Below are 18,738 nucleotides of genomic sequence, written 5' to 3'. Positions count from 1 at the left end.
CTTTTTTTGCTGAAATTCAGGACGTTCAATAAGTAGTTTTCTTATTCTGAATTTTGAACTAAGAATTATGTTTGCGTTATTTGATTCATTTAATTTTTCGATATGGATAATCAGCTCGTTTCGTCCGTTTCCGGTTTTAGTACTGTTGATCTTAAACTAAAAGGATTTAAAGTTTATGAGATAGAAACTGCGGTGAGTCCGGTTCCGAAATATAGCCGCAGGGATTTTTACAAGATTTGTATGATTTCGGGCAAAACCCTGATTCATTATGCGGATAAAGGTATTGAACTGGATGGTACATTCTTATTTTTTGCCAATCCTCATATTCCATATTCGTCAGAAGTGCTCTGTGAAGCGCAGACCGGATACGCCTGTTTATTTACAGAAGAATTTCTTAAAACCCACGACCGTTCGGAAAGTCTGCAGCAATCTCCATTGTTCAAGCTGGGCGGTACACCGCTGTTTCTTCTGGGAAATGATCAGAAGGAATTTATTACTACCATTTTCAACAAAATGCTTTTAGAGCAAAACACTGATTATGTGTACAAAGATGAACTGATCCGTAATTATATACATCTTATAATTCACGAAGCTTTAAAGTTAGAACCATCAGCGAATTTCTTCAAACACAAAAATGCATCTTCCCGGATTACTTCTCTTTTTCTTGAATTGCTGGAAAGGCAATTTCCCATTGAAAGCCACGAACGTCCTCTTTTACTGAAAACGGCTCAGGATTATGCTGCGCAGCTTTCTGTCCATGTCAATCATTTGAATCGCTCGGTTCGAGAGGTTACGGGCAAATCAACAACTACGCTAATTACCGAACGGATTATCATCGAAGCAAAAGCACTTTTGCAGCATACTGACTGGAGTATTGGGGATATTGCCTATGGGCTTGGTTTTGAATACCCGACGCATTTTAACAATTATTTCAAAAAAGTAACTGGCACGGTTCCTAAGTCGATAAGAGCTTGAATTGTTTGAAATCATTACTTTTTTGTTTGAAACTCGTTAACTATAACGTCAATTAACGAACGAACTTTGGACTATCACAAATAGATCGCAATGAAAAAACGTAGATTAGGGAATAGCGGACTTAAAGTATCTGCCCTGGGTATGGGCTGTATGAACCTGAGTTTCGGGACATGGAAAGCTGTTATAGGTGCTGAAAGCACGCGATCTATCCGGTTGCGGCAGTTCAAAACCAGTATTCTATCTGGACACGAGAGCCCGAAGGGGGCGCTTGCAGGTAACATTACGCCCGATACAAAGTTTGATCCGACCACGGATTTACATGCCAACTTTCTGCCTTTTACTCCGGGAGCGATTAAAACCAACATGCCTGTGATTGAACTGCCTGGTAACATTGCCAAAAGAAAATAAAATTCTTGATTTGTCACTGGAAAAATTCAGGTGGAAAACAGAAGGGAGGATGGACCTGGTGGAAGATTTGTTTGACGATGGTCTGATTTTTATTCACCTGACTGGTCATGTTACCACGAAAGCGGAATGGATTAGACAATTGAGATCCCGACAGTTTGTCCATACCAAAATTGAGCAAAAAGAAGCATCGGTTAAGGTCTATGGAAATATAGCGGTGTTAGTTGGTAAGGCCATTTTTACAGTTAATGGCGGTAATACAGACTTATTTATACGAAAAAAAACAATAAATGGAAGCTGGTAAATTTGCATACGACCTCTTATTAGCTTCCGATTGCTTAACTGGGGAAATCATTAACTGATAAAAGCTAAAAAATGGAAAATAGAAAATTAGGAAACAATGGCCTTGAAGTTTCAGCTTTAGGTCTTGGTTGCATGGGTTTGAGCTTTGGTTACGGCCCTGCCACAGATACACAGGATGCGATCAAATTAATAAGAACTGCTTTCGAACGTGGAGTTACTTTTTTTGACACGGCTGAGGCTTACGGTCCATTTGTGAATGAAGAACTGGTAGGAGAGGCGGTGGCTCCTTTTCGTGACCAAATTGTGATTGCTACAAAATTTGGTTTTGAAGGAGGAGATTCCAGGGCTGGCCTTGACAGCAAACCAGAAACCATCAAAGCCTACGTTGAATCAGCGTTGAAACGGCTTAAAACGGATCGAATTGACCTTTTGTACCAACATCGGGTGGATCCGAATGTTCCGATTGAAGAGGTAGCCGGAACCGTGAAAGAACTTATTCAGCAGGGAAAAGTGAAGTATTTCGGACTTTCTGAAGCTGGAGCAACGACCATCCGCCGTGCCCATGCAATTCAGCCTGTTTCTGCATTGCAAAGCGAATATTCGCTTTGGTGGAGAGAGCCTGAACTTGAAATCATACCTGCACTGGAAGAACTTGGAATCGGTTTTGTTCCTTTCAGTCCGCTTGGAAAAGGATTTCTGACAGGGAAAATCGACGAAAATACGACGTTTGACAGCACAGATTTCCGAAATATCGTTCCCCGTTTTACAGCGGAAGCCCGTAAAGCAAATCAGGCATTGGTAGAATTGCTTGCCAAGGTAGCGCAGGAAAAAAATGCAACACCAGCCCAGATTGCCCTTGCCTGGCTTCTGGCACAAAAGCCGTGGATTGCACCTATACCAGGAACTACAAAATTGCATCGTCTTGAAGAAAATGTTGGAGCTGCTGAAATAGAACTTTCAGAAAATGACCTTCGCGAAATCGAAGAAACTGCGGCAAAAATTGATGTGAAGGGAGATCGGTATCCTGCTCATCTTCAAAAAAGAGTAGGTAACTAAAAGGATTTGTAATGAATGAGTATTAATTTTCCGTATTCTTACCACGAAAATAGCGTACAGCTATATCAAGACGCAGAGCAGTTGGCAAAACGTTTTGGATCATGGTGGCTAATCTTTTAGTCTCAGCTCAATGTTTTTGTGATCGTTGAAAATCTCAATGATAATATCGTATAACACTGGTCCACTGCCGTTTTTAGCTTCTTCAAGCCTTTTTTGAAAGAGTTCTGCATCGTATAGGATAACCTTTATTCATTTTTGCAACAGCAATTTAATTACATCCTTTTGGCAATAAGTGACAGAATCTGACTTTCCCATTTGGTAAACATAGCATAAGATTTATTTTCTAAATGCACTTGGAACGATTATTATAAAAGAAGATCATCAGCATAATTCAATATCTTGTTTAAAAATGATCGAAGGGCATCCGACCAAACTGCACATTTCAAATACTGAAAATCTATTATCCCGCAGACAGTTTTTTCGAAATTCCGGAGCGGCTATTTTAACCACAACATTTTTATCGTCATGCAATGTAATAGACGATATTTTCCCTAAAAGCGATAAGTCTGAAGACCGGGATAAAACACTTGCTTTTTTTGGAGATAGTTTGACTATTGGTGCAGGCGGCACTGTACCTTATGGGAGCATTGTTGCAGCCGCGTTTGAAGGCAGGCCTATTGTAAGTGACGGGATCGTGGGCCAGATTGCATCACGCATTGCCGTCCGACAGGGTGGTGTCCCATTAAAAATAACCATCGAAGGCAATAAATTAAATGGAATCCAACCAGTCAGGATTACCAAACTGAGCAGTTCATTTTTATCCACGCCTTCAAACTACGACGAGTACAGCAGAACTGGCTCTGTTGCCGGAGTACGATGCACCATAAGACGTACGGCCAATGCAAATGGCGAAATGTATACGATCACTCCGGCGACAGTAAGTGTGATTGGCGTTCCTGCGGATTCTGAATTTTTATTGGAGGATGCCGCCAGGCTCAAAACCGCAACACAAATTTTATGGTATGGTCGGAATGATATTGGAGAAACCAGTGCTGAGGAAGAAATAATTTCTTCCCTTGACAGTTCCATAGCCTATATTACAGCACCCGCCAGATATATTGTTTTGGGAGTTCTTACCGATGCGAAGGAGAACAAAGGGACTGAAAACTACAATCAGGTGATTGCGATTAATGCCAGGCTTGCAACGAAATATGGCGAATCATTCGTTGAGACAACACCACCAACAGAATCGGAAATGGCTGCGATCAGTTATAGTCCGACTTCTGACGATCTTGGGGATCTTGAAAACCTGAATTTCCCAAGAGGTATGAGGGCAGATATTACGACGGATGACATCCATCTAAATGATAAGGGGTATAAAATTATTGCTAACCGTGTTATTGAAAAGATGAAGGTATTTAAATATTAATTGACCCGTTCCACGATTATTCACTTAATACACCGATTCGCTAATAGGTTCCAGCGAAGGCTTCAACTTTTGCGGATTGCTTTTACAGCTTGTCAGCGAAAGTAGAACGTAAAAGAGCACGTGCTGTTTCCAGATGCCTGGGCTGCGCATAGCCGCGGTATATTTTTGTTTTAAGCTGCATCCTGAATTTTTCTTACCAGTTTAAGAACCCAATTTCTGGGAATAAAGCCGACCGCGTCCGCCATGATATTATTTAGGAAACCAGGTATGGCTACACTTCTCCCTTTTATCATCGCATCATAACCATACTCAGCAACTTCTTTGGAAGAGGGAAGTTTGGCTTTATTAAACATTTTACTGTGCTGCATGGACGCCGCTTCCTGAAATCCGCTTTCTGTTGCGCCGGGACAAAGTGCGGTAATGGTTACTCCCTGATGACGGACCTCATTACCAACAGCTTGTGAAAAACTTAAGACATATGCTTTGGTCGCTGAATATACCGCCATTTTTGGGCCGGGCTGAAAGGCGGCTATGGAGGCAACATTCATTATTCGGCCGCCTTTTCTGTCGAGCATATCTTTCAGGTATAACTTCGTTAATAACGTCAGCGCTATGATATTCAGATTTATCATGTTCACTTGTTTTTCTGTATCCGTTAGGGAAAAGAAACCAAAGTCCCCGAAACCTGCGTTGTTGATCAGGCAATCGATCTGAATCTTTTCCAATGTAGTCTGATCGTAAATCTTCTGCGCTGAACCTTCAACGGAAAGATCCATCACCATGATGGAAACGGAGATCCTGTACTTTTCAACCAGTTCGGATTTGAGCTTATCAAGTTTTATTTTGTTTCTTGCAACCAAAACCAGATTGCCTCCTTTTGAAGCATGGATTTTTGCCAGTTCCTGGCCAATTCCGCTGGAAGCGCCTGTGATCAATGCGGTGTAGGCCATTTGTAGTTTTTAAAATTTATGATGAATATCGGAAGCTTATCGGACAGCTCGGTATATTGACTTTTTATACGTATGATAGAATTTATTTGGAGATTTGTCAGCTGCTGGCGGCGGTCACCAATAGTTCATCCTGCCAATGATTTAAACTTAGAATGGTCTGGCTGGCAATTTCCTCCAAAGCTTCAATAGTTAAAAAAGCCTGATGCGGCGTAATGATTACATTTGGATAAGCTAATAGTTTTAGAAGTAAAACATCTTTAACCTGACTGGAAGAATTTTCTCCGTAGAAAATGTCTTTTTCATATTCATAAACATCAATTCCCAAATATCCGATCTTTCCCTGATCAAGCGCGTCGGGCAAGTCAGCTGAATTGATTAATGCGCCCCTGGAAGTGTTAATCAGCATCACTCCATTTTTCATAAGCGCTATGCTGGAAGCATTGATCATGTGCTTTGTCTGAGGTGTTAAAGGCAAATGCAGTGAGATAATGTCTGATTGATCTAACAAAGTTTCCAGAGAAACCTGCTCAATTCTTTCCAGTTTGTCGTTAGGGAAAACATCAGAACCCAAAACATGACATCCCATGCCATTAAAAATAGCTGCGGCAGCCTGGCCTGTATTTCCCAACCCAATTATTCCAACCGTTTTTCCGGAAAAGGTAAATCCTGTCAGACCATCCAGTTTGAAGTTGTAATGATGGCTGTCGGCGTCGGCTTGTATGAGATGGCGGTTTAGTGCCATTGCCAATGCAACTGCATGTTCTGCGATGGAGGTGGGGGAATAAGCCGGAACACTGGCAAGTTCTATTCCTCTAAGCTCGGCAGTCTTTTTATCAATCTGATCGGTTCCGGCAGAACGTGTTGCGATGTATTTAATACCTATATCGGCCAATTTATTAATTACTAGTGCAGAAACATCATCATTAGCAGATACAAGCACCGCCTCTTTTCCTTCGGCGAAACCGCAGGTAGCTAAGCTCAGTGCGTTAGATATCAGCGTAATGTCGTGTTTTTTTTGATTGGCCCTGGCCAAAAACTTCTTTTCGAAGGTTTTTACACTATATGCTACTACTTTCATGTTATGGGTTTTTTCGATTGCACGAATTTACCCATAACGGATCATGTCAACGGCAAATAACATCACGCTTTTATGTGATGCTTATCAGTTCTTCATTTTTTGCATCCTATCCAGATCCAGAATGAAAATCATGCTCCCTTTTTTATCGATCAAACCTTCCTCTTTAAAATCAGTTAACGTTCGGCTTACGGTTTCTGAGGCGATACCAGCCATGGAAGCAAGCTCATCCCTCGAAATTTTAAATTCTGTTAGCTGTCCCTGTGTGCTTAGTCTGATCAATACGTTTGACAAGCGCTTTCTAACTGAATGATACGCAAGATCCAGCAATTGTTCTTCCTTATCGCGGATATCATTCGACAAAATTTTAATAAACTGAGTGCCTATATCCGGATACCGGTTGAGAAGTGAGATGACCGAATCTTTTTGCAGCATACATATGGCAGAGTCTTCCAGTGCTTCGGCGGTCTCCGTGAAAGCTTGCTCTAAAAGTAACGCGCTTACGCCCAGATAATCATCCGTTCTGAAAAGCCCTGTCATAAGTTCCCTGCCGTCCTCTGATCTTTTAGCGGTTTTAATGGAACCATCCAAAACCAGGTAGATACCAAGGGGCTGATCACCATCGTAGTAAAGAATCTGGCCTTTTTTAATCTGTCGGATTTTACGGCCGGCGATCAATGCTTTCAGGTACGATGTCCCACTTTCCGAATCCGCTGTCAGGTTTTCCAGTTTTTGCAGTGTTTTACTATGATAGGCTTTTTGTTTCTGCTCTTTTGCAAGTCTTCCTTCAATTGCTTTCAGGAGCTCCAATTCATCAAAAGGTTTGGTTAGGTAATCATCAGCACCCATTTCCATTCCTTTCCTGAAATCGATGCGCTCTGCTTTTGCCGTCAGGAAGATAAAAGGGATCGAGTCGGTCTCTACGTTTTTTCCAAGCATATACAACACACCGTAACCGTCCATTTCGGGCATCATGATATCACAAAGTATCAAATCCGGCCTGTTCTGAAACGCCAGTTCAACACCTTTTTTTCCATTATTGGCCTGCGTGACTATATAACCTGAAAATTCAAGAATTTCAGCGGTGCTTTCCCTGATATCATTATTATCCTCAATGATTAGGATTTTTTCATTCATGGCTGTTTGGGAAAAGAAAGGGTGAATGAAGTGCCCTGATTCACGTTGCTTGTAAACTTAACCTGTCCATCCATTAGCTTGATATATCTGCTGACAATGTTAAGACCTAAACCCGTTCCCGGAATAGTACCAGTATTGTGCGCCCTGAAAAAAGCTTCAAATAAATGTTTCTGGTCCTCTTTTGGTATACCAATCCCGTTGTCTTTAATACAAACGGTCACCAAAGCCGGCGTAATTTCAGTATTGAACTCAATGAAAGTATTTTCACCAGAGTATTTGATTGCATTGCTGATCAGGTTGATAATGGCATTTCTCAACAGCGACTGATCCAGATTTACAGTGGCAGACGTGCCTGTGTGCTGATAAATAATCTGCTGATTTTGTTTTGAAATCAGCTGCATATCTTCGGTAATTTCCTCTGAGAATTTTACAATGTCAAATTCTGTTAAAACAGGCTTAAATTCTCCGGCTTCAAGCCTTTCCAGCGAAAGAAAGTCATTCAGCACGCCGGTAAGGTGAGCTACCAAAACCTTGATTTTAGCCGTATGCCTGGAAATATTGGGGCTTATAGAATCTCCGGAGTATTTTTCAATCAAAATCGAAGAAAGCTGAATTGCGCTCAATGGAGTACGGAATTCGTGAGAAGCCATCGACACAAAGCGGCTTTTCAGCTGGCCTAGTTCCATTTCCTTTTCCAGTAATTTGCTCACTTTTTCTTTGGCTTCGCCCAGCGCTGTTACGGTTTCATTCAATAAACGGGTGCGCTGTTGCACCTGATCTTCCAAATGGATGGCATATTCCTTTAATTTTTCTTCGGCGTGTTTTTCACGGCTTAGATCATGAATGAACCCCGTGTAGATTTTACGTCCTGAAAATTGCACTTCACTGATACCTAAACGGAATGGAAAAACCGCTCCCGATTTTCTGAGGCCTGTTACTTCTCTTCCCGTTCCAATAATAGATTTTTTTGAGGTCTGGTGGTAATTTAGAAGATAATTGTCATGCTGGTCCCGGTCGGGCGGTGGCATAAGCATGGATATGTTTTGTCCGATTACCTCGCTTTGGTCGTATTCAAACAGCTGACATCCGGACGGATTAATTGTTTCAATCGTTCCTTTGTTGTCTATTGTGATGATGCCATCGATCGCATTTTCTATGATCGCTTTCAACAGGGCCGAATTTTCCATGAAATTTGCGCAAATCGTAGCGAATGATGTACTGCAATATACAGAAGATTATCAGGTCATCCTCTTTTTTTATCGTAATCTGCGGGAATTGATTTTAACCCTTGCCATAAATGCTTCCAGGCCATCCGGGGTATTTTTAGGAGTTACAATCTTGCTGCTACCGGATTTGGCCAGAAGTTGTTTTAGGATATATTGGATGTAATGAGTCATAAGTTGTTTGGTTAAACAATGATTTCATTTTTTTGATCGGTATCGGCCCAGTTGCGTATATTATCATCGACCGGTATGGACACTCCATTTAAAATCGCATCAATTTTTGTTTTTACATTGCAAACAATGCGGTTGTAACCAATGATTTCATTTTCCAGAATGTCTTCTGCTTTCTGCTGTATTTTTTTCCTGGTCTGCGAACCTTTATCAGGAGCAAACAATATTCCTATTGCAAGGCCTGCCGAGCTGGCAAGCATCAAACTGCATAATCCTTTTCCGATTCTCATATTAATTTGGCTTTTAAGATTGCTGTTGAAGAATAATTTATTTAACTATAAACTATATACGTAAATTAGGACTTTTCTCAAAACCTAATCTCATCATTTAAGCAGCACACATAAAATTGCAATAGTTTTGGTCATAAAGTGTTACATTTAACATGTAAGAAGTTACACTTTTCACATGTTTTCCAAAGTATTCCACCTTTTTTGACTTTGATGTTTGTAGATGGATGGAGATAGCCCTGTCACTTTCTTGAACTGGTTCGAAAGATGAGAGACGCTGCTGTAATGTAGTTTGTAGGAAATTTCTGTCAGGTTTAGTTCTTTATATTGAAGCAGTTCCTTGACCCTTTCAATTTTATGATTAATTATAAAATGCTGGATATCAATACCTTTCTCTTCGGAAAACACGTTGGATAAATAGGTGTAATCATAACCTACCTTTTTGCTGATGTAGTCGGAATAATTGGTTTTTGGGAGATCATCGGTATAGTGGACAAGTTCAATGATCACGTTTTTTATTTTTTCAATCAAAATACTTCGTTTATCTTCCAATAGCTCCAATCCCGATCCGAGCAAGTTTTCTCTCAGGCATTTACGCTGCTGTAATGTTATTTTTTTCATCAACCGAACCACACCCAGATCAATTTCATAATAGTCCAGTCCCAGTTTTACCAATTCTTCTTTCACCCTGATTTTACAGCGTAAACTAACCATGTTCTTAATATAGAGTACCATATATTCTAAGTTTGATTTATAGTTACAATGAAATCTGATGTTGATAGCTTATTTAGCCTGATATTTTTAACCTAGACGAAAGGTAGGAGTATGTATTGCCGAAATTGATGACTATCATCACAATCGGTTGTGATAGTTATTACAATAGTGGATAAGAGCAGGAGAATTAGTTTATGATATGCCGTTTTTAGGTTTTATGGCACAAAGAAAAGGAGGTAATGATCATTATCTCCTTTTTAAATATCTGATAAACAACATATTATTTTGGCTTACGAGTATAGTTGTTTACTCAGCGTACTCATTGTGGTAGGTTAAGTAGTTTATCACTGCCCGGATCCCGAAGATGTCCCGGATGCATTTTTGAGCTGAAATTCTTTCCTTTTGCAGATGGACCGTTCCTTCTAAAAATACAAGGCGGCCTGTAACACGTACCCTTATTTTTTCACAGTTAATAAATACGTTGGTCCGCAACGCATTTATTACTTTTTCTTTCAGGTTTTTATCGGTTTCAAGTCTGGCAGCTTCGGAATCATAATCGGGCTCCCAGGATTTTTGGACTTCTATGGTTTTTGTCATGATTCTAAATGTAGCGTAAATGAGTTGTTTGAAGATTACAGAGAACGGTCCTATCAATTAAGTATCAAAGAGATCCTGAACAAATAAGCCACACGCTTCAAAGTCAGGCGCGTTCGATATTATTTTTAAGCAAGGCAGTGACGGCAAGTGTCCTTTCGGCTTTTCTGGCCTCTTTAAGTTGTTTTTTTAGTTCAAATGCAAATAGTTTGTTTTCTTTTGACAATTTCTTTTTTGCAATGTGTACAAAATCTTCGTAGAGCTTCTTTGCCGCTTTGCGGATCACATTTTCCTGTTTTGAGGTCTCCGTATTGTTTTCATCGATTTTCAGGTTAGCGTTAAGCGCCTGGATGATTTCCGTGACACGTTGCTGTTTTTCTGGTTTCATGTTGTTTTTGTAAATTTGAGATAACCCAATGTTTTACAAAGGTGTGCACATTATCACTTTTATACCTTACACAAGAACCGGAAGATGTTACATATCTTACACATTTTCCAGGTTTTCAATTCGCTGCATTTTAAGTTTTTTGAAATAGGAGGGAGACAGTCCGGTAATTTTTTTGAACTGGTTTGACAGGTGCGATACGCTGCTATAATGCAGCATGTATGCTATTTCAGTTAAATTGAGATCTTCATATAATAATAGTTCTTTTACCTTTTCGATTTTGTGAAGAATGATGAACTGTTGAATGTTTATTCCTTTTACCTCTGAAAAAGTGTTGGAAAGGTACGTATAGTCATAGCCAAGTTTTTCACTGATGTAGTCAGAATAATTGGTTACAGGCAATTCTTCGGCATAGTGAACCATCTCTATGATTACAGCCTTTATTTTTTCGATCAATATGCCCTTTTTGTCATCAAGCAGTTCAAGACCCGACCGGAGCAGATTTTTTTTTAGTTCATTGTGCTGTTCTTGGGTAATGTCTTCAAGGATTTCGACAGTTCCCAAATCCACGATCACATAATGAAGTCCTAATTTGGTCAATTCGTCTTTCACCAGAATTTTGCAGCGTAAACTGACCATATATTTGATGTACAGTATCATAATGATGTGGGAAGGTGATTTTCACTAGTCAAAAAATGCATAAGTCAGTTTGCTAATCTGTGATTAATGCAACTAATGGAAATTGATGTGTAACAATTGCCATGTCAAATCGGGCAAGCTTTGTAATAGTAAAAGATTAACCACTACAACCGTGCCAATACCTTTTTTAGCAGGAATTATATATTAATTCCAGGGATTACCAATAGTCCGTCGGGACTTTTACCTGCAATAAAAAAAGCTTCGCTTGATATTCCCGAACCGTATGGATGTAGTAGCAAAATCAATTTTAAGTTTAACTAAAACAACGTAATGAAAAAGTTATCAATTACATTTCTACTGCTCGCTTTAAGCACATGCTCTTTTGCCCAGACATTCAGTTTTGGCCCCAAGGCTGGTATCAACCTCAGTAATTATTCTGGCGGGGATATTAATTCAGATGCGAAAGTGGGTTATCATTTAGGTGGAGTTCTCAATTTTGGTTTTGGAGAAATTTTCTCAGTTCAACCTGAAGTTCTTTTTTCTACCCAGGGAGCCAAAGTTGAAAGTGATGGTAGTAAGAAAGATTTTAAAATCAATTATCTGAACATTCCGGTCATGTTAAAGTTTCGGATTGCAACAGGATTTTATATTGAGGCGGGTCCTCAGGCTGGTTTGCGGTTGTCGGAAAGTATCCCGGACCAGACGATCAACAATTTTGCAAAAAGCCTGGATCTGTCACTGGGTGCAGGATTGGGTTATCAGTCTGATAATGGTTTGGGCGTTGGACTCCGGTACATGGCGGGAATATCGGAAGTAGGGGACTTTTCGGGAAAAGAGATCAGCCCCGATTTCAAAAACAGCGTCATTCAGGCAAGTGTGTTTTGGGTGATACCGATTATTAAGTAGTAGATTAGACTTCATTAAGTGAAAGGCGGGAGAAATCATGTTTTTATAATTTCTCCCGCCTTTTTGCTAAATTATGCTCTTCTCATACTTTATAATTTGAGTTCAATAATATCCAATTTTTAGAAATTTATGATCCGTTACGATACAACTAAATGGTTAACTCATTTTGTACACAAAAAAAACACAGACGGCTATAACGCCCTTATAGAAGGGGGGCTTCGAAAATTTCAAGAAAATGCAAGAAAAAATGGACCGTTTTCGGTTTTAAAGCAAATTTTAACGGATGGATATTTAAAGTGTAGCTGGTCTGAACGCAGTGGGAAAAGGACAATTTATGGGCCGAAGCCTGCAATATGTTTTACAGAAATGCCTTTAGGAGCAATTTTAGAATATGTCAAGCAGCGAGATCCGAAATATGTAAGTGAATACGGCATTGCATTTTTGAAAGAAGAATTATTTCGAGCAGGTACTCGGCCAGTGATTTATGGATTGACTTCTGACCCGGTAGAAGAAGATATAGATGGTTTCAGAAACCTATCTAGTACATCAGGAATAAGCCTAAACGAACAATATCGTTATGTAGCTACCAATCTGGGTGGAAAAATAAATCCCATAGATTGGACTCATGAACGAGAATGGAGATGGGTAGATAATCTGAATTGGTTTGAAGATATGGGAATTAAGGGACTACCATTTTCCATTAAACGATCTCCTTACAAATTCAATAAAGTTATTATCATGGTGAAAACCTCGAAAGAAAAAGAAGAGCTGCTGACACTACTTCAAAAACTTCCAGGCACCGAATCTACGTCGGGTGGAGAATTATTTCATTTTAAATCAAAATGTGAAAACATAGAAATTCTTGATTCTGAAACTTGGGAGGAAATCTTTGCTACTAACAAAACGCTCAAACTGGAAGATTTAGGATATATCTAAGGAATTGGATCTGATAATTTGCGGGTTAATTTTTAGGGAAACGGGATATCTCAACGATCCATTTGTCAACTACATCCTGTAAATTCTTGGCATAGAATTACCGGTTTAACTAATATCCTTTTTGAAAGCCTTTGTAGTTGTATGATAATACCGTTTTACATTGACTCTCAATATATCGTATAGCAGAACAAAAGTTAAAATAAGAACAGGGACAAAAAATGATTTAAATCCGACACGTTGAAACAGATAAGCACCGGCAATCGCGCCTGACATAAAGGAGCAGATGATAAATAGTTTAAGTTTTATTTTGGAATGAATGACTGTACGGTCATTATTGTTGGTGTTTACCAATTGTGCCAGTTCAATTCCAAGGTCTGTAAATGTACCGGTAAGATGGGTTGTTCTTACCACAGATCCGGAAACCAGTGAAACCAATGCATTCTGCAAACCCATTGAAAAAAGCAGACTGCCGGCAAAGACTATTTTGGATAAAATGGTCCCATCGTATTTGTATCCATAAAGTGCCGAAAAGACAAGTATGGTTATTTCGATCACGATCGGGATGGAGTACGAATAGCGTTGATGTACGCCAAAAAGAGATAAGGATAATCCGGATGTAAAAGCACCTGCAAGAAATAAAAGCATCCATAAAACAATGACTTGTGCATTTTGCCAGTTTTGCTGTGCAATCCCCTCAGCTAATAAGGCAGCATGGCCGGTTATATTGGTAGTAAGCACGGAGAATCCAAGAAATCCTTCTGCATTAACGAACCCGGCTGTTAGACCGAGCAGGGTTGCCAGTTTCAGATTATGCTTTGGTGTACGATGTGTGCCAGAGTGTCGGAGCATGATTTTGTTTGCAGGATAAATGGTTTTATTACTCCCTTATATTGAGTTTTTTTAGTATTTCCTCCGAAGCGGAATCGGAAGAAATACCATAACCTGTTACAAGAATACCCTTAATACCGGAAAATGATTCAATTGCATAAACTGCCGCTTCATCCGCCGGATCAGAATTACCTTCGTAACGGTACACGTCCACGATAATAAAGTCATCAGCTTTGATCATGTCCGGTGGGTGGGCCAGGCAATTTTCTTTTAAGTTAAAGTCCTCTGTAAAACCCAGTTTCCGGAGTTTTTCAATAGCCACGCTGACCGTATCATAATGTTTTTTCATAGGATTAATTTAATATCGACTTAGCTGTACAGCCCTTTGAGAAGCACTTCTCCTTCTTTTAACTCGGGCAGATCAATATTTTCAAACCTGAAGTTTTCTTTGGTTGGCACCCCCACCGGCCTGGAGGCAAGTACAATTTGTCTTGTTGTCATGACACTGATTTAAAGTAAGGAAAGAAGACATTTTCAGATGTCTTCTTTCCAATTTGTTTGATGATATGTAAGGGTATTGTATGTTTTGCCCCAGCAAAAAATTTAAAACGGATCGTTCAGTTCACTTACCCGGATGAGTTTTTTATTGACAAATTCATCAATGCCTAATTCAGATAATTCGCGGCCATAACCAGAGCCTTTTGTTCCTCCGAAAGGCAGATCTGCCTGGGTCCATGTCGGGTGGTTGATAAATACCATCCCGGTATCAATCTGATCGGCAATCAACTTACCACGTTCAATATCCTGGGTGAATACGGATCCACCCAAACCAAAGGGAGAATCATTGGCCAGATCTATGGCTGCCTGTTCATCTTTTACCCTGTAAAAAGAAGCAACCGGGCCAAATAATTCTTCATAGTAAGCTGGAATGCCCGGGTGTAGATCCGTCAGAATCGTTGGTTCCATGAAAGCACCTGGTCTGACCGGGCGTTTTCCGCCCAGGAGCACTTTTGCCCCGGCGTCCACAGATCTTTGTACCTGGTCCGCCAGCGAAACTGCGGCTTCTTCGCTACTTAACGGTCCCAATTGAGTTGCAGCATCCATAGGATCTCCCACAATCAGTTCGGCCATTTTGTCCTTGAATTTTGTGATAAATTCGTCTGCAATGGACTCTACCGCAATAAACCGCTTGGCGGCTACGCAGCACTCTCCGTTGTTATTGATCCGTCCGACAACCGCCCACTCAACCGCTTTATCAATATCAGCATCTTCCAGAATGATAAAAGCATCACTTCCCCCTAATTCTAGAACCGATTTTTTCAGGTTTTTTCCAGCTTCGGACGCGATACTGGCTCCGGCCGCTTCGCTTCCTGTAAGTGAAACGCCCTTGATGCGTTTGTCAGATACCAGCATGGATGCACGTTTACCGGAAATCAACAGGTTTGTGTAAATACCTTTTGGCGCACCGGCCTCTTTGAACAGGTCTTCAATGGCGATTGCGCATTGGGGAACAATGGACGCATGTTTGACAAGTACGGTATTGCCTGCCATGATATTGGGTGCAGCAAACCGCGCAACCTGGTAAAAGGGGAAATTCCAGGGTTCAACACCCAGTAAAACACCGACTGGGCTGTAACGGATAAATGCTTTGCCATATTCTGGAGAAAGTGGTTTATCAGCCAGAAATTTTGCGCCGTTATCAGCGTAATAATCAAGGATATCAGCACTTAAAGTGATCTCGCCTTCTGCCTGTGAAATAAGTTTGCCCATTTCCATGGTAATGAGCCTGGCCAGATATTGCTTTTGGTCACGCATCAGGGTGGCTACTTTGCGGAGTAAATGAGCGCGCTCTTCGTAGCTTGTTTTTCTCCACGAAGTAAAAGCGGTAGTAGCTTCCGAAATCGCTTCATCTACCTGAAAAACACTCATTTCTTCGAATGATTTGAGAAGCTGGTTTGTATTGGGGTCAACCGTTTGAATGGCCATATTTGTTGAAGTTGGTTGTTAGTTTGCTGATTACTGGTTTGAGCTGAACTGGCCGGGGTCTTTAAGCCAAAAATCTTTTAATTTTTATCAAATAGCAGAAAGAATTGGGTTCCCGATCCTACCTCTGACTCTACATGTACTTTCACATGATTTGATTCAAGAATATCATAAGTCGACGCCAGCCCAATACCCATGCCGCCGGGCTTGTTCGTATAATTTGCTTGAAATATATTTTTCAGGTTTTTTTCGCTGATACCACGGCCGTTATCCTCGATCTGGACAACATATTTTCCGGCAATGGACATGGTAACCAGTTTCAGTTCTCCCTGCTGTGTATCCATTGCCTCAATCGCATTTACAATAATATTGGTTAGAGCAATTTTCATTTTCGGACGATTTAAAGCAACAATACAGTCTGTGGGATCATATTCTTTACAAACCATAATATTTTTAAGCATGATCCTGTCCTTTGCCATTTCAACGACTTCATCAAGCAGATGATGAAGTGACTGGTTTGCAATCTGAGCTTCATCCAAACTACGGTTTTTGATCATTTCATTGACCAGATCGTTAATTCTGTCCGTACTTCGTTTGATGATATCCATGTATGTTTTCAGATCATCATCTTTACGTTCTGAAAGCATCAGTTCGAGAGACAGATCGATTGTCGCCAAGGGATTACGTATTTCGTGTGCAAGCGTAGCTGTGAAATCACAAGCCAATGGCGCGTCGAATAATGGATTGAATGGATTATTCATTTGATGAGCTTATTTTGACTGGATCCTACCATCAAAGGTGACAGTATTCAGACAGGAAAGTTTACATGAGACAGTCAAATAGTTGTATGAATCACACATTTGGTACTGTATAAAAGCGTGAAGTATGTAATAATTTGTATAGATGATACAACAGTTATGTCTTTGCCAACTGCAAGCTTTGTATGTATTCAATTGACCGTATGTCAATGCCTCACAACATTTTAATAAATGACGGACAATGAAAAATTATTTCTTATTACTGCTTATGCTGTTTTTTGCAATATTTAATGTATCAGCACAAAACGACACATCTGCCGGTACTTTCTGGCATCCTAATCCTGCTGTTTACACTGTAAAACATGCCTTGGAAGTAGAGAGCCTGGTGCCCATGTTTTTTACAGGCGGCTATCACTTTGCACTGGGTTACCGGTACAAAAAATTCAGGATTCGGGCGAGCGTTATTAACGGCGGTACTTACAACGCCGAAACTGCGGGTTTGAAAAATTCGTCAGCAGATTTTAAAAGGTATTACACGACTTCGCCTGGTGTTTTCTTTGGATACAATGTCTGGAAAAACCTGGAAGTTTACAGCTATCTGGAGTTTCATACTTTTAAAATCACACAAAAAAGTACGGATATGAAAAAGGACCTGAAAAGCGTGGATACCGGTCTTGGTATTAGCTATCAGTTTTTTATCGGGAAATATTTCTATGTACAGCCTGGCTTGCACCTTTATTTAAGACGTAATAACAGTGTTGATTTTGGAGAGGCAACTTACAATATCCCTAATGCGGATGTGTCACCGGTTATAAGAATAGGAGCAAGATTATGGAAAAAATATTGATAGACAGAAAGAGATTCCTGGGACTGGCCACGGGCGCGGTGATCCTGGCAGGGTTTACCTGTTATGCACTGAGTGATAGAAGCAATTTTAAAAGGTCAGATATTAGGCCTGATAAAGCGGGTGGATCGCCGTTGAACCCGGATGAGATTGAGATTTTGTATCTTGCCTCTCTGGCGCCAAGCGGGCATAACACGCAGCCTTGGTTTGTAAAATATATAGAACCTTATCACTGGATAATCGGGAACGATAAGAGTAAATGGCTGCCGGGTGTGGATCCAACGCAGCGGGAAACGATATTATCGATTGGTGCTTTTTTGCAAAACCTCGAATATGCTGCCGGAAACCTGGGTTATGATTGTGATTTTAAGCTATTGACAGCAACTAATCAGGAGGAAAATGGTGTAGAGGCCAAGCTGATTAAATCAATCGTTCGCACATACGATATCCAAAAAATAAAACAGCGAAGAACCGTCAGGTTAAACTATCTTTCAGATAATCTGAAAAAACAGGATGTCAGGTTTCTCACAAATGAAAGTCCTGATTTCTTACATTTTTTACCCAAAATTTCAAAGGAATCTGGATGGATAAGCGAACAGACCATAGAAGCCAACAGGCTACAATCCTATAGGGACCCGGCTCAGAAAGAATTGTCAGAATGGATCAGGTTTTCAAGTAAGGATGCAGAAAAATACCGGGACGGACTTACGGCAGCAAGCATGGAAATTGACGGAATTCCTGGTTGGGTTTTAAGGCGGTCCGCCGCGCGGAATTTCTATGGAAAAGCCAACGTGATGAAAAAGGGTTTCAGGGAGCAAAATGTTGATACTGTCAGCAAACAGGTAGCGCAATCTGCGGGATGGATATTAATCACGGGCAAAGACAATTCGGTTGCTTCGCTTTTGGAAACCGGCAAACGGATGCAACGTTTATTTCTAAAAGTCAGAGAGAAAAACATTGCTATTCATCCTATGACGCAGGTTTTGGAAGAACCTGCAACGAACCAAAAGTTTGCCCAATCTTTGGGTATGAGCAATTCGGTTCAGTTTATTTTACGTACTGGGTATTTGAAAAATTATCCTGATCCGGTTTCGCTTCGGCGGCCTTTCGGAAACTTTGTACGCTTTTCAAAATAAAGGA

Annotated in this window: 24 protein-coding genes; 9 read left to right on the top strand and 15 right to left on the bottom strand. The window is 40.4% G+C overall.

Going from position 1 to position 18,738, the window contains the following annotated elements; all coding sequences use genetic code 11:
* Positions 1 to 102: 102 nt before the first annotated feature.
* From FDK13_RS32640 to FDK13_RS32620, 5 genes are all read left to right on the top strand, one after another.
* Positions 103 to 975 (top strand): helix-turn-helix domain-containing protein, encoded by an 873-nt coding sequence (locus FDK13_RS32640; RefSeq protein WP_137344219.1) that lies wholly within the window; start codon positions 103 to 105, stop codon positions 973 to 975.
* Positions 976 to 1,065: 90 nt separating this feature from the next.
* A complete protein-coding gene (locus tag FDK13_RS32635; RefSeq protein WP_137344218.1) occupies positions 1,066 to 1,383 on the top strand; it encodes a hypothetical protein in 318 nt (105 codons plus the stop codon).
* Positions 1,349 to 1,684, top strand: coding sequence for a nuclear transport factor 2 family protein (locus tag FDK13_RS32630; RefSeq protein ID WP_170982979.1), 336 nt, complete (start codon positions 1,349 to 1,351; stop codon positions 1,682 to 1,684). The genes FDK13_RS32635 and FDK13_RS32630 overlap by 35 nt, the downstream gene beginning before the upstream one ends.
* A gap of 71 nt (positions 1,685 to 1,755) precedes the next feature.
* Entirely contained in the window at positions 1,756 to 2,739 is a 984-nt protein-coding gene (locus FDK13_RS32625; RefSeq protein WP_137344216.1) for an aldo/keto reductase, read from the top strand.
* A 409-nt stretch (positions 2,740 to 3,148) separates the two neighbouring features.
* A complete protein-coding gene (locus FDK13_RS32620) occupies positions 3,149 to 4,168 on the top strand; it encodes an SGNH/GDSL hydrolase family protein (RefSeq protein WP_137344215.1) in 1,020 nt (339 codons plus the stop codon).
* 170 nt (positions 4,169 to 4,338) lie between these two features.
* Here FDK13_RS32620 and FDK13_RS32615 read toward each other — a convergent pair whose 3' ends face one another.
* The 10 genes from FDK13_RS32615 to FDK13_RS32575 form a co-directional block, all read right to left on the bottom strand.
* Positions 4,339 to 5,118, bottom strand: a complete 780-nt coding sequence (locus FDK13_RS32615; RefSeq protein ID WP_137344214.1) for an SDR family NAD(P)-dependent oxidoreductase — start codon at positions 5,116 to 5,118, stop codon at positions 4,339 to 4,341.
* 97 nt (positions 5,119 to 5,215) lie between these two features.
* Complete coding sequence (locus FDK13_RS32610) at positions 5,216 to 6,196, bottom strand: 2-hydroxyacid dehydrogenase (protein WP_137344213.1); 981 nt, start codon at positions 6,194 to 6,196, stop codon at positions 5,216 to 5,218.
* 84 nt (positions 6,197 to 6,280) lie between these two features.
* The gene (locus FDK13_RS32605; protein ID WP_137344212.1) at positions 6,281 to 7,330 is read right to left on the bottom strand and encodes a response regulator; all 1,050 of its coding nucleotides are present in this window, start codon (positions 7,328 to 7,330) and stop codon (positions 6,281 to 6,283) included.
* Complete coding sequence (locus FDK13_RS32600) at positions 7,327 to 8,517, bottom strand: PAS domain-containing sensor histidine kinase (RefSeq protein WP_137344211.1); 1,191 nt, start codon at positions 8,515 to 8,517, stop codon at positions 7,327 to 7,329. Before FDK13_RS32600 ends, FDK13_RS32605 begins: the two co-directional genes overlap by 4 nt.
* 69 nt (positions 8,518 to 8,586) lie before the next feature.
* Complete coding sequence (locus FDK13_RS35650) at positions 8,587 to 8,727, bottom strand: hypothetical protein (protein WP_170982978.1); 141 nt, start codon at positions 8,725 to 8,727, stop codon at positions 8,587 to 8,589.
* Between the two features lie 11 nt (positions 8,728 to 8,738).
* Entirely contained in the window at positions 8,739 to 9,014 is a 276-nt protein-coding gene (locus FDK13_RS32595; protein ID WP_137344210.1) for a YtxH domain-containing protein, read from the bottom strand.
* Positions 9,015 to 9,185: 171 nt separating this feature from the next.
* On the bottom strand, positions 9,186 to 9,746 hold the full coding sequence (locus tag FDK13_RS32590) for a helix-turn-helix domain-containing protein (protein WP_137344209.1): 561 nt from the start codon (positions 9,744 to 9,746) through the stop codon (positions 9,186 to 9,188).
* A 285-nt stretch (positions 9,747 to 10,031) separates the two neighbouring features.
* The gene (locus tag FDK13_RS32585) at positions 10,032 to 10,322 is read right to left on the bottom strand and encodes a BON domain-containing protein (RefSeq protein WP_137344208.1); all 291 of its coding nucleotides are present in this window, start codon (positions 10,320 to 10,322) and stop codon (positions 10,032 to 10,034) included.
* 103 nt (positions 10,323 to 10,425) lie between these two features.
* The gene (locus tag FDK13_RS32580; RefSeq protein WP_137344207.1) at positions 10,426 to 10,707 is read right to left on the bottom strand and encodes a hypothetical protein; all 282 of its coding nucleotides are present in this window, start codon (positions 10,705 to 10,707) and stop codon (positions 10,426 to 10,428) included.
* 96 nt (positions 10,708 to 10,803) lie between these two features.
* A complete protein-coding gene (locus FDK13_RS32575) occupies positions 10,804 to 11,364 on the bottom strand; it encodes a helix-turn-helix domain-containing protein (RefSeq protein ID WP_137344206.1) in 561 nt (186 codons plus the stop codon).
* A gap of 309 nt (positions 11,365 to 11,673) precedes the next feature.
* On the opposite strand from FDK13_RS32575, the gene FDK13_RS32570 reads away from it, so the two are divergent.
* Positions 11,674 to 12,249 carry a porin family protein gene (locus FDK13_RS32570; RefSeq protein WP_137344205.1) on the top strand — a complete coding sequence of 192 codons (576 nt, stop codon included), beginning with the start codon at positions 11,674 to 11,676 and terminating at the stop codon, positions 12,247 to 12,249.
* A gap of 129 nt (positions 12,250 to 12,378) precedes the next feature.
* Complete coding sequence (locus FDK13_RS32565) at positions 12,379 to 13,185, top strand: hypothetical protein (RefSeq protein WP_137344204.1); 807 nt, start codon at positions 12,379 to 12,381, stop codon at positions 13,183 to 13,185.
* A 105-nt stretch (positions 13,186 to 13,290) separates the two neighbouring features.
* Here the strand turns inward: FDK13_RS32565 and FDK13_RS32560 are convergent, their stop codons facing one another.
* The 5 genes from FDK13_RS32560 to FDK13_RS32540 all read right to left on the bottom strand — a co-directional run bounded on the left by FDK13_RS32560 (position 13,291) and on the right by FDK13_RS32540 (position 16,757).
* Positions 13,291 to 14,034 (bottom strand): YoaK family protein, encoded by a 744-nt coding sequence (locus tag FDK13_RS32560; protein ID WP_137344203.1) that lies wholly within the window; start codon positions 14,032 to 14,034, stop codon positions 13,291 to 13,293.
* Between the two features lie 28 nt (positions 14,035 to 14,062).
* Positions 14,063 to 14,362 carry a hypothetical protein gene (locus FDK13_RS32555; protein ID WP_137344202.1) on the bottom strand — a complete coding sequence of 100 codons (300 nt, stop codon included), beginning with the start codon at positions 14,360 to 14,362 and terminating at the stop codon, positions 14,063 to 14,065.
* A 20-nt stretch (positions 14,363 to 14,382) separates the two neighbouring features.
* Complete coding sequence (locus FDK13_RS32550) at positions 14,383 to 14,514, bottom strand: hypothetical protein (RefSeq protein ID WP_137344201.1); 132 nt, start codon at positions 14,512 to 14,514, stop codon at positions 14,383 to 14,385.
* 102 nt (positions 14,515 to 14,616) lie between these two features.
* Positions 14,617 to 15,999, bottom strand: coding sequence for an NAD-dependent succinate-semialdehyde dehydrogenase (locus tag FDK13_RS32545; RefSeq protein WP_137344200.1), 1,383 nt, complete (start codon positions 15,997 to 15,999; stop codon positions 14,617 to 14,619).
* A gap of 77 nt (positions 16,000 to 16,076) precedes the next feature.
* A complete protein-coding gene (locus FDK13_RS32540; protein WP_137344199.1) occupies positions 16,077 to 16,757 on the bottom strand; it encodes a two-component system sensor histidine kinase NtrB in 681 nt (226 codons plus the stop codon).
* 238 nt (positions 16,758 to 16,995) lie between these two features.
* Between FDK13_RS32540 and FDK13_RS32535 the strand changes: the two genes are divergently transcribed.
* Together FDK13_RS32535 and FDK13_RS32530 are read left to right on the top strand one after the other, a co-directional pair.
* Positions 16,996 to 17,601, top strand: coding sequence for a hypothetical protein (locus FDK13_RS32535; protein WP_137344198.1), 606 nt, complete (start codon positions 16,996 to 16,998; stop codon positions 17,599 to 17,601).
* Entirely contained in the window at positions 17,586 to 18,734 is a 1,149-nt protein-coding gene (locus FDK13_RS32530; RefSeq protein ID WP_220417489.1) for an Acg family FMN-binding oxidoreductase, read from the top strand. The genes FDK13_RS32535 and FDK13_RS32530 overlap by 16 nt, the downstream gene beginning before the upstream one ends.
* The last annotated feature ends 4 nt before the right edge of the window (positions 18,735 to 18,738 follow it).

Source organism: Dyadobacter frigoris, from assembly GCF_005280585.1.
GTDB lineage: Bacteria > Bacteroidota > Bacteroidia > Cytophagales > Spirosomataceae > Dyadobacter > Dyadobacter frigoris.
Note: the sequence above shows the minus strand (reverse complement) of the source record. Positions and strands in the feature narration are given on the sequence as shown.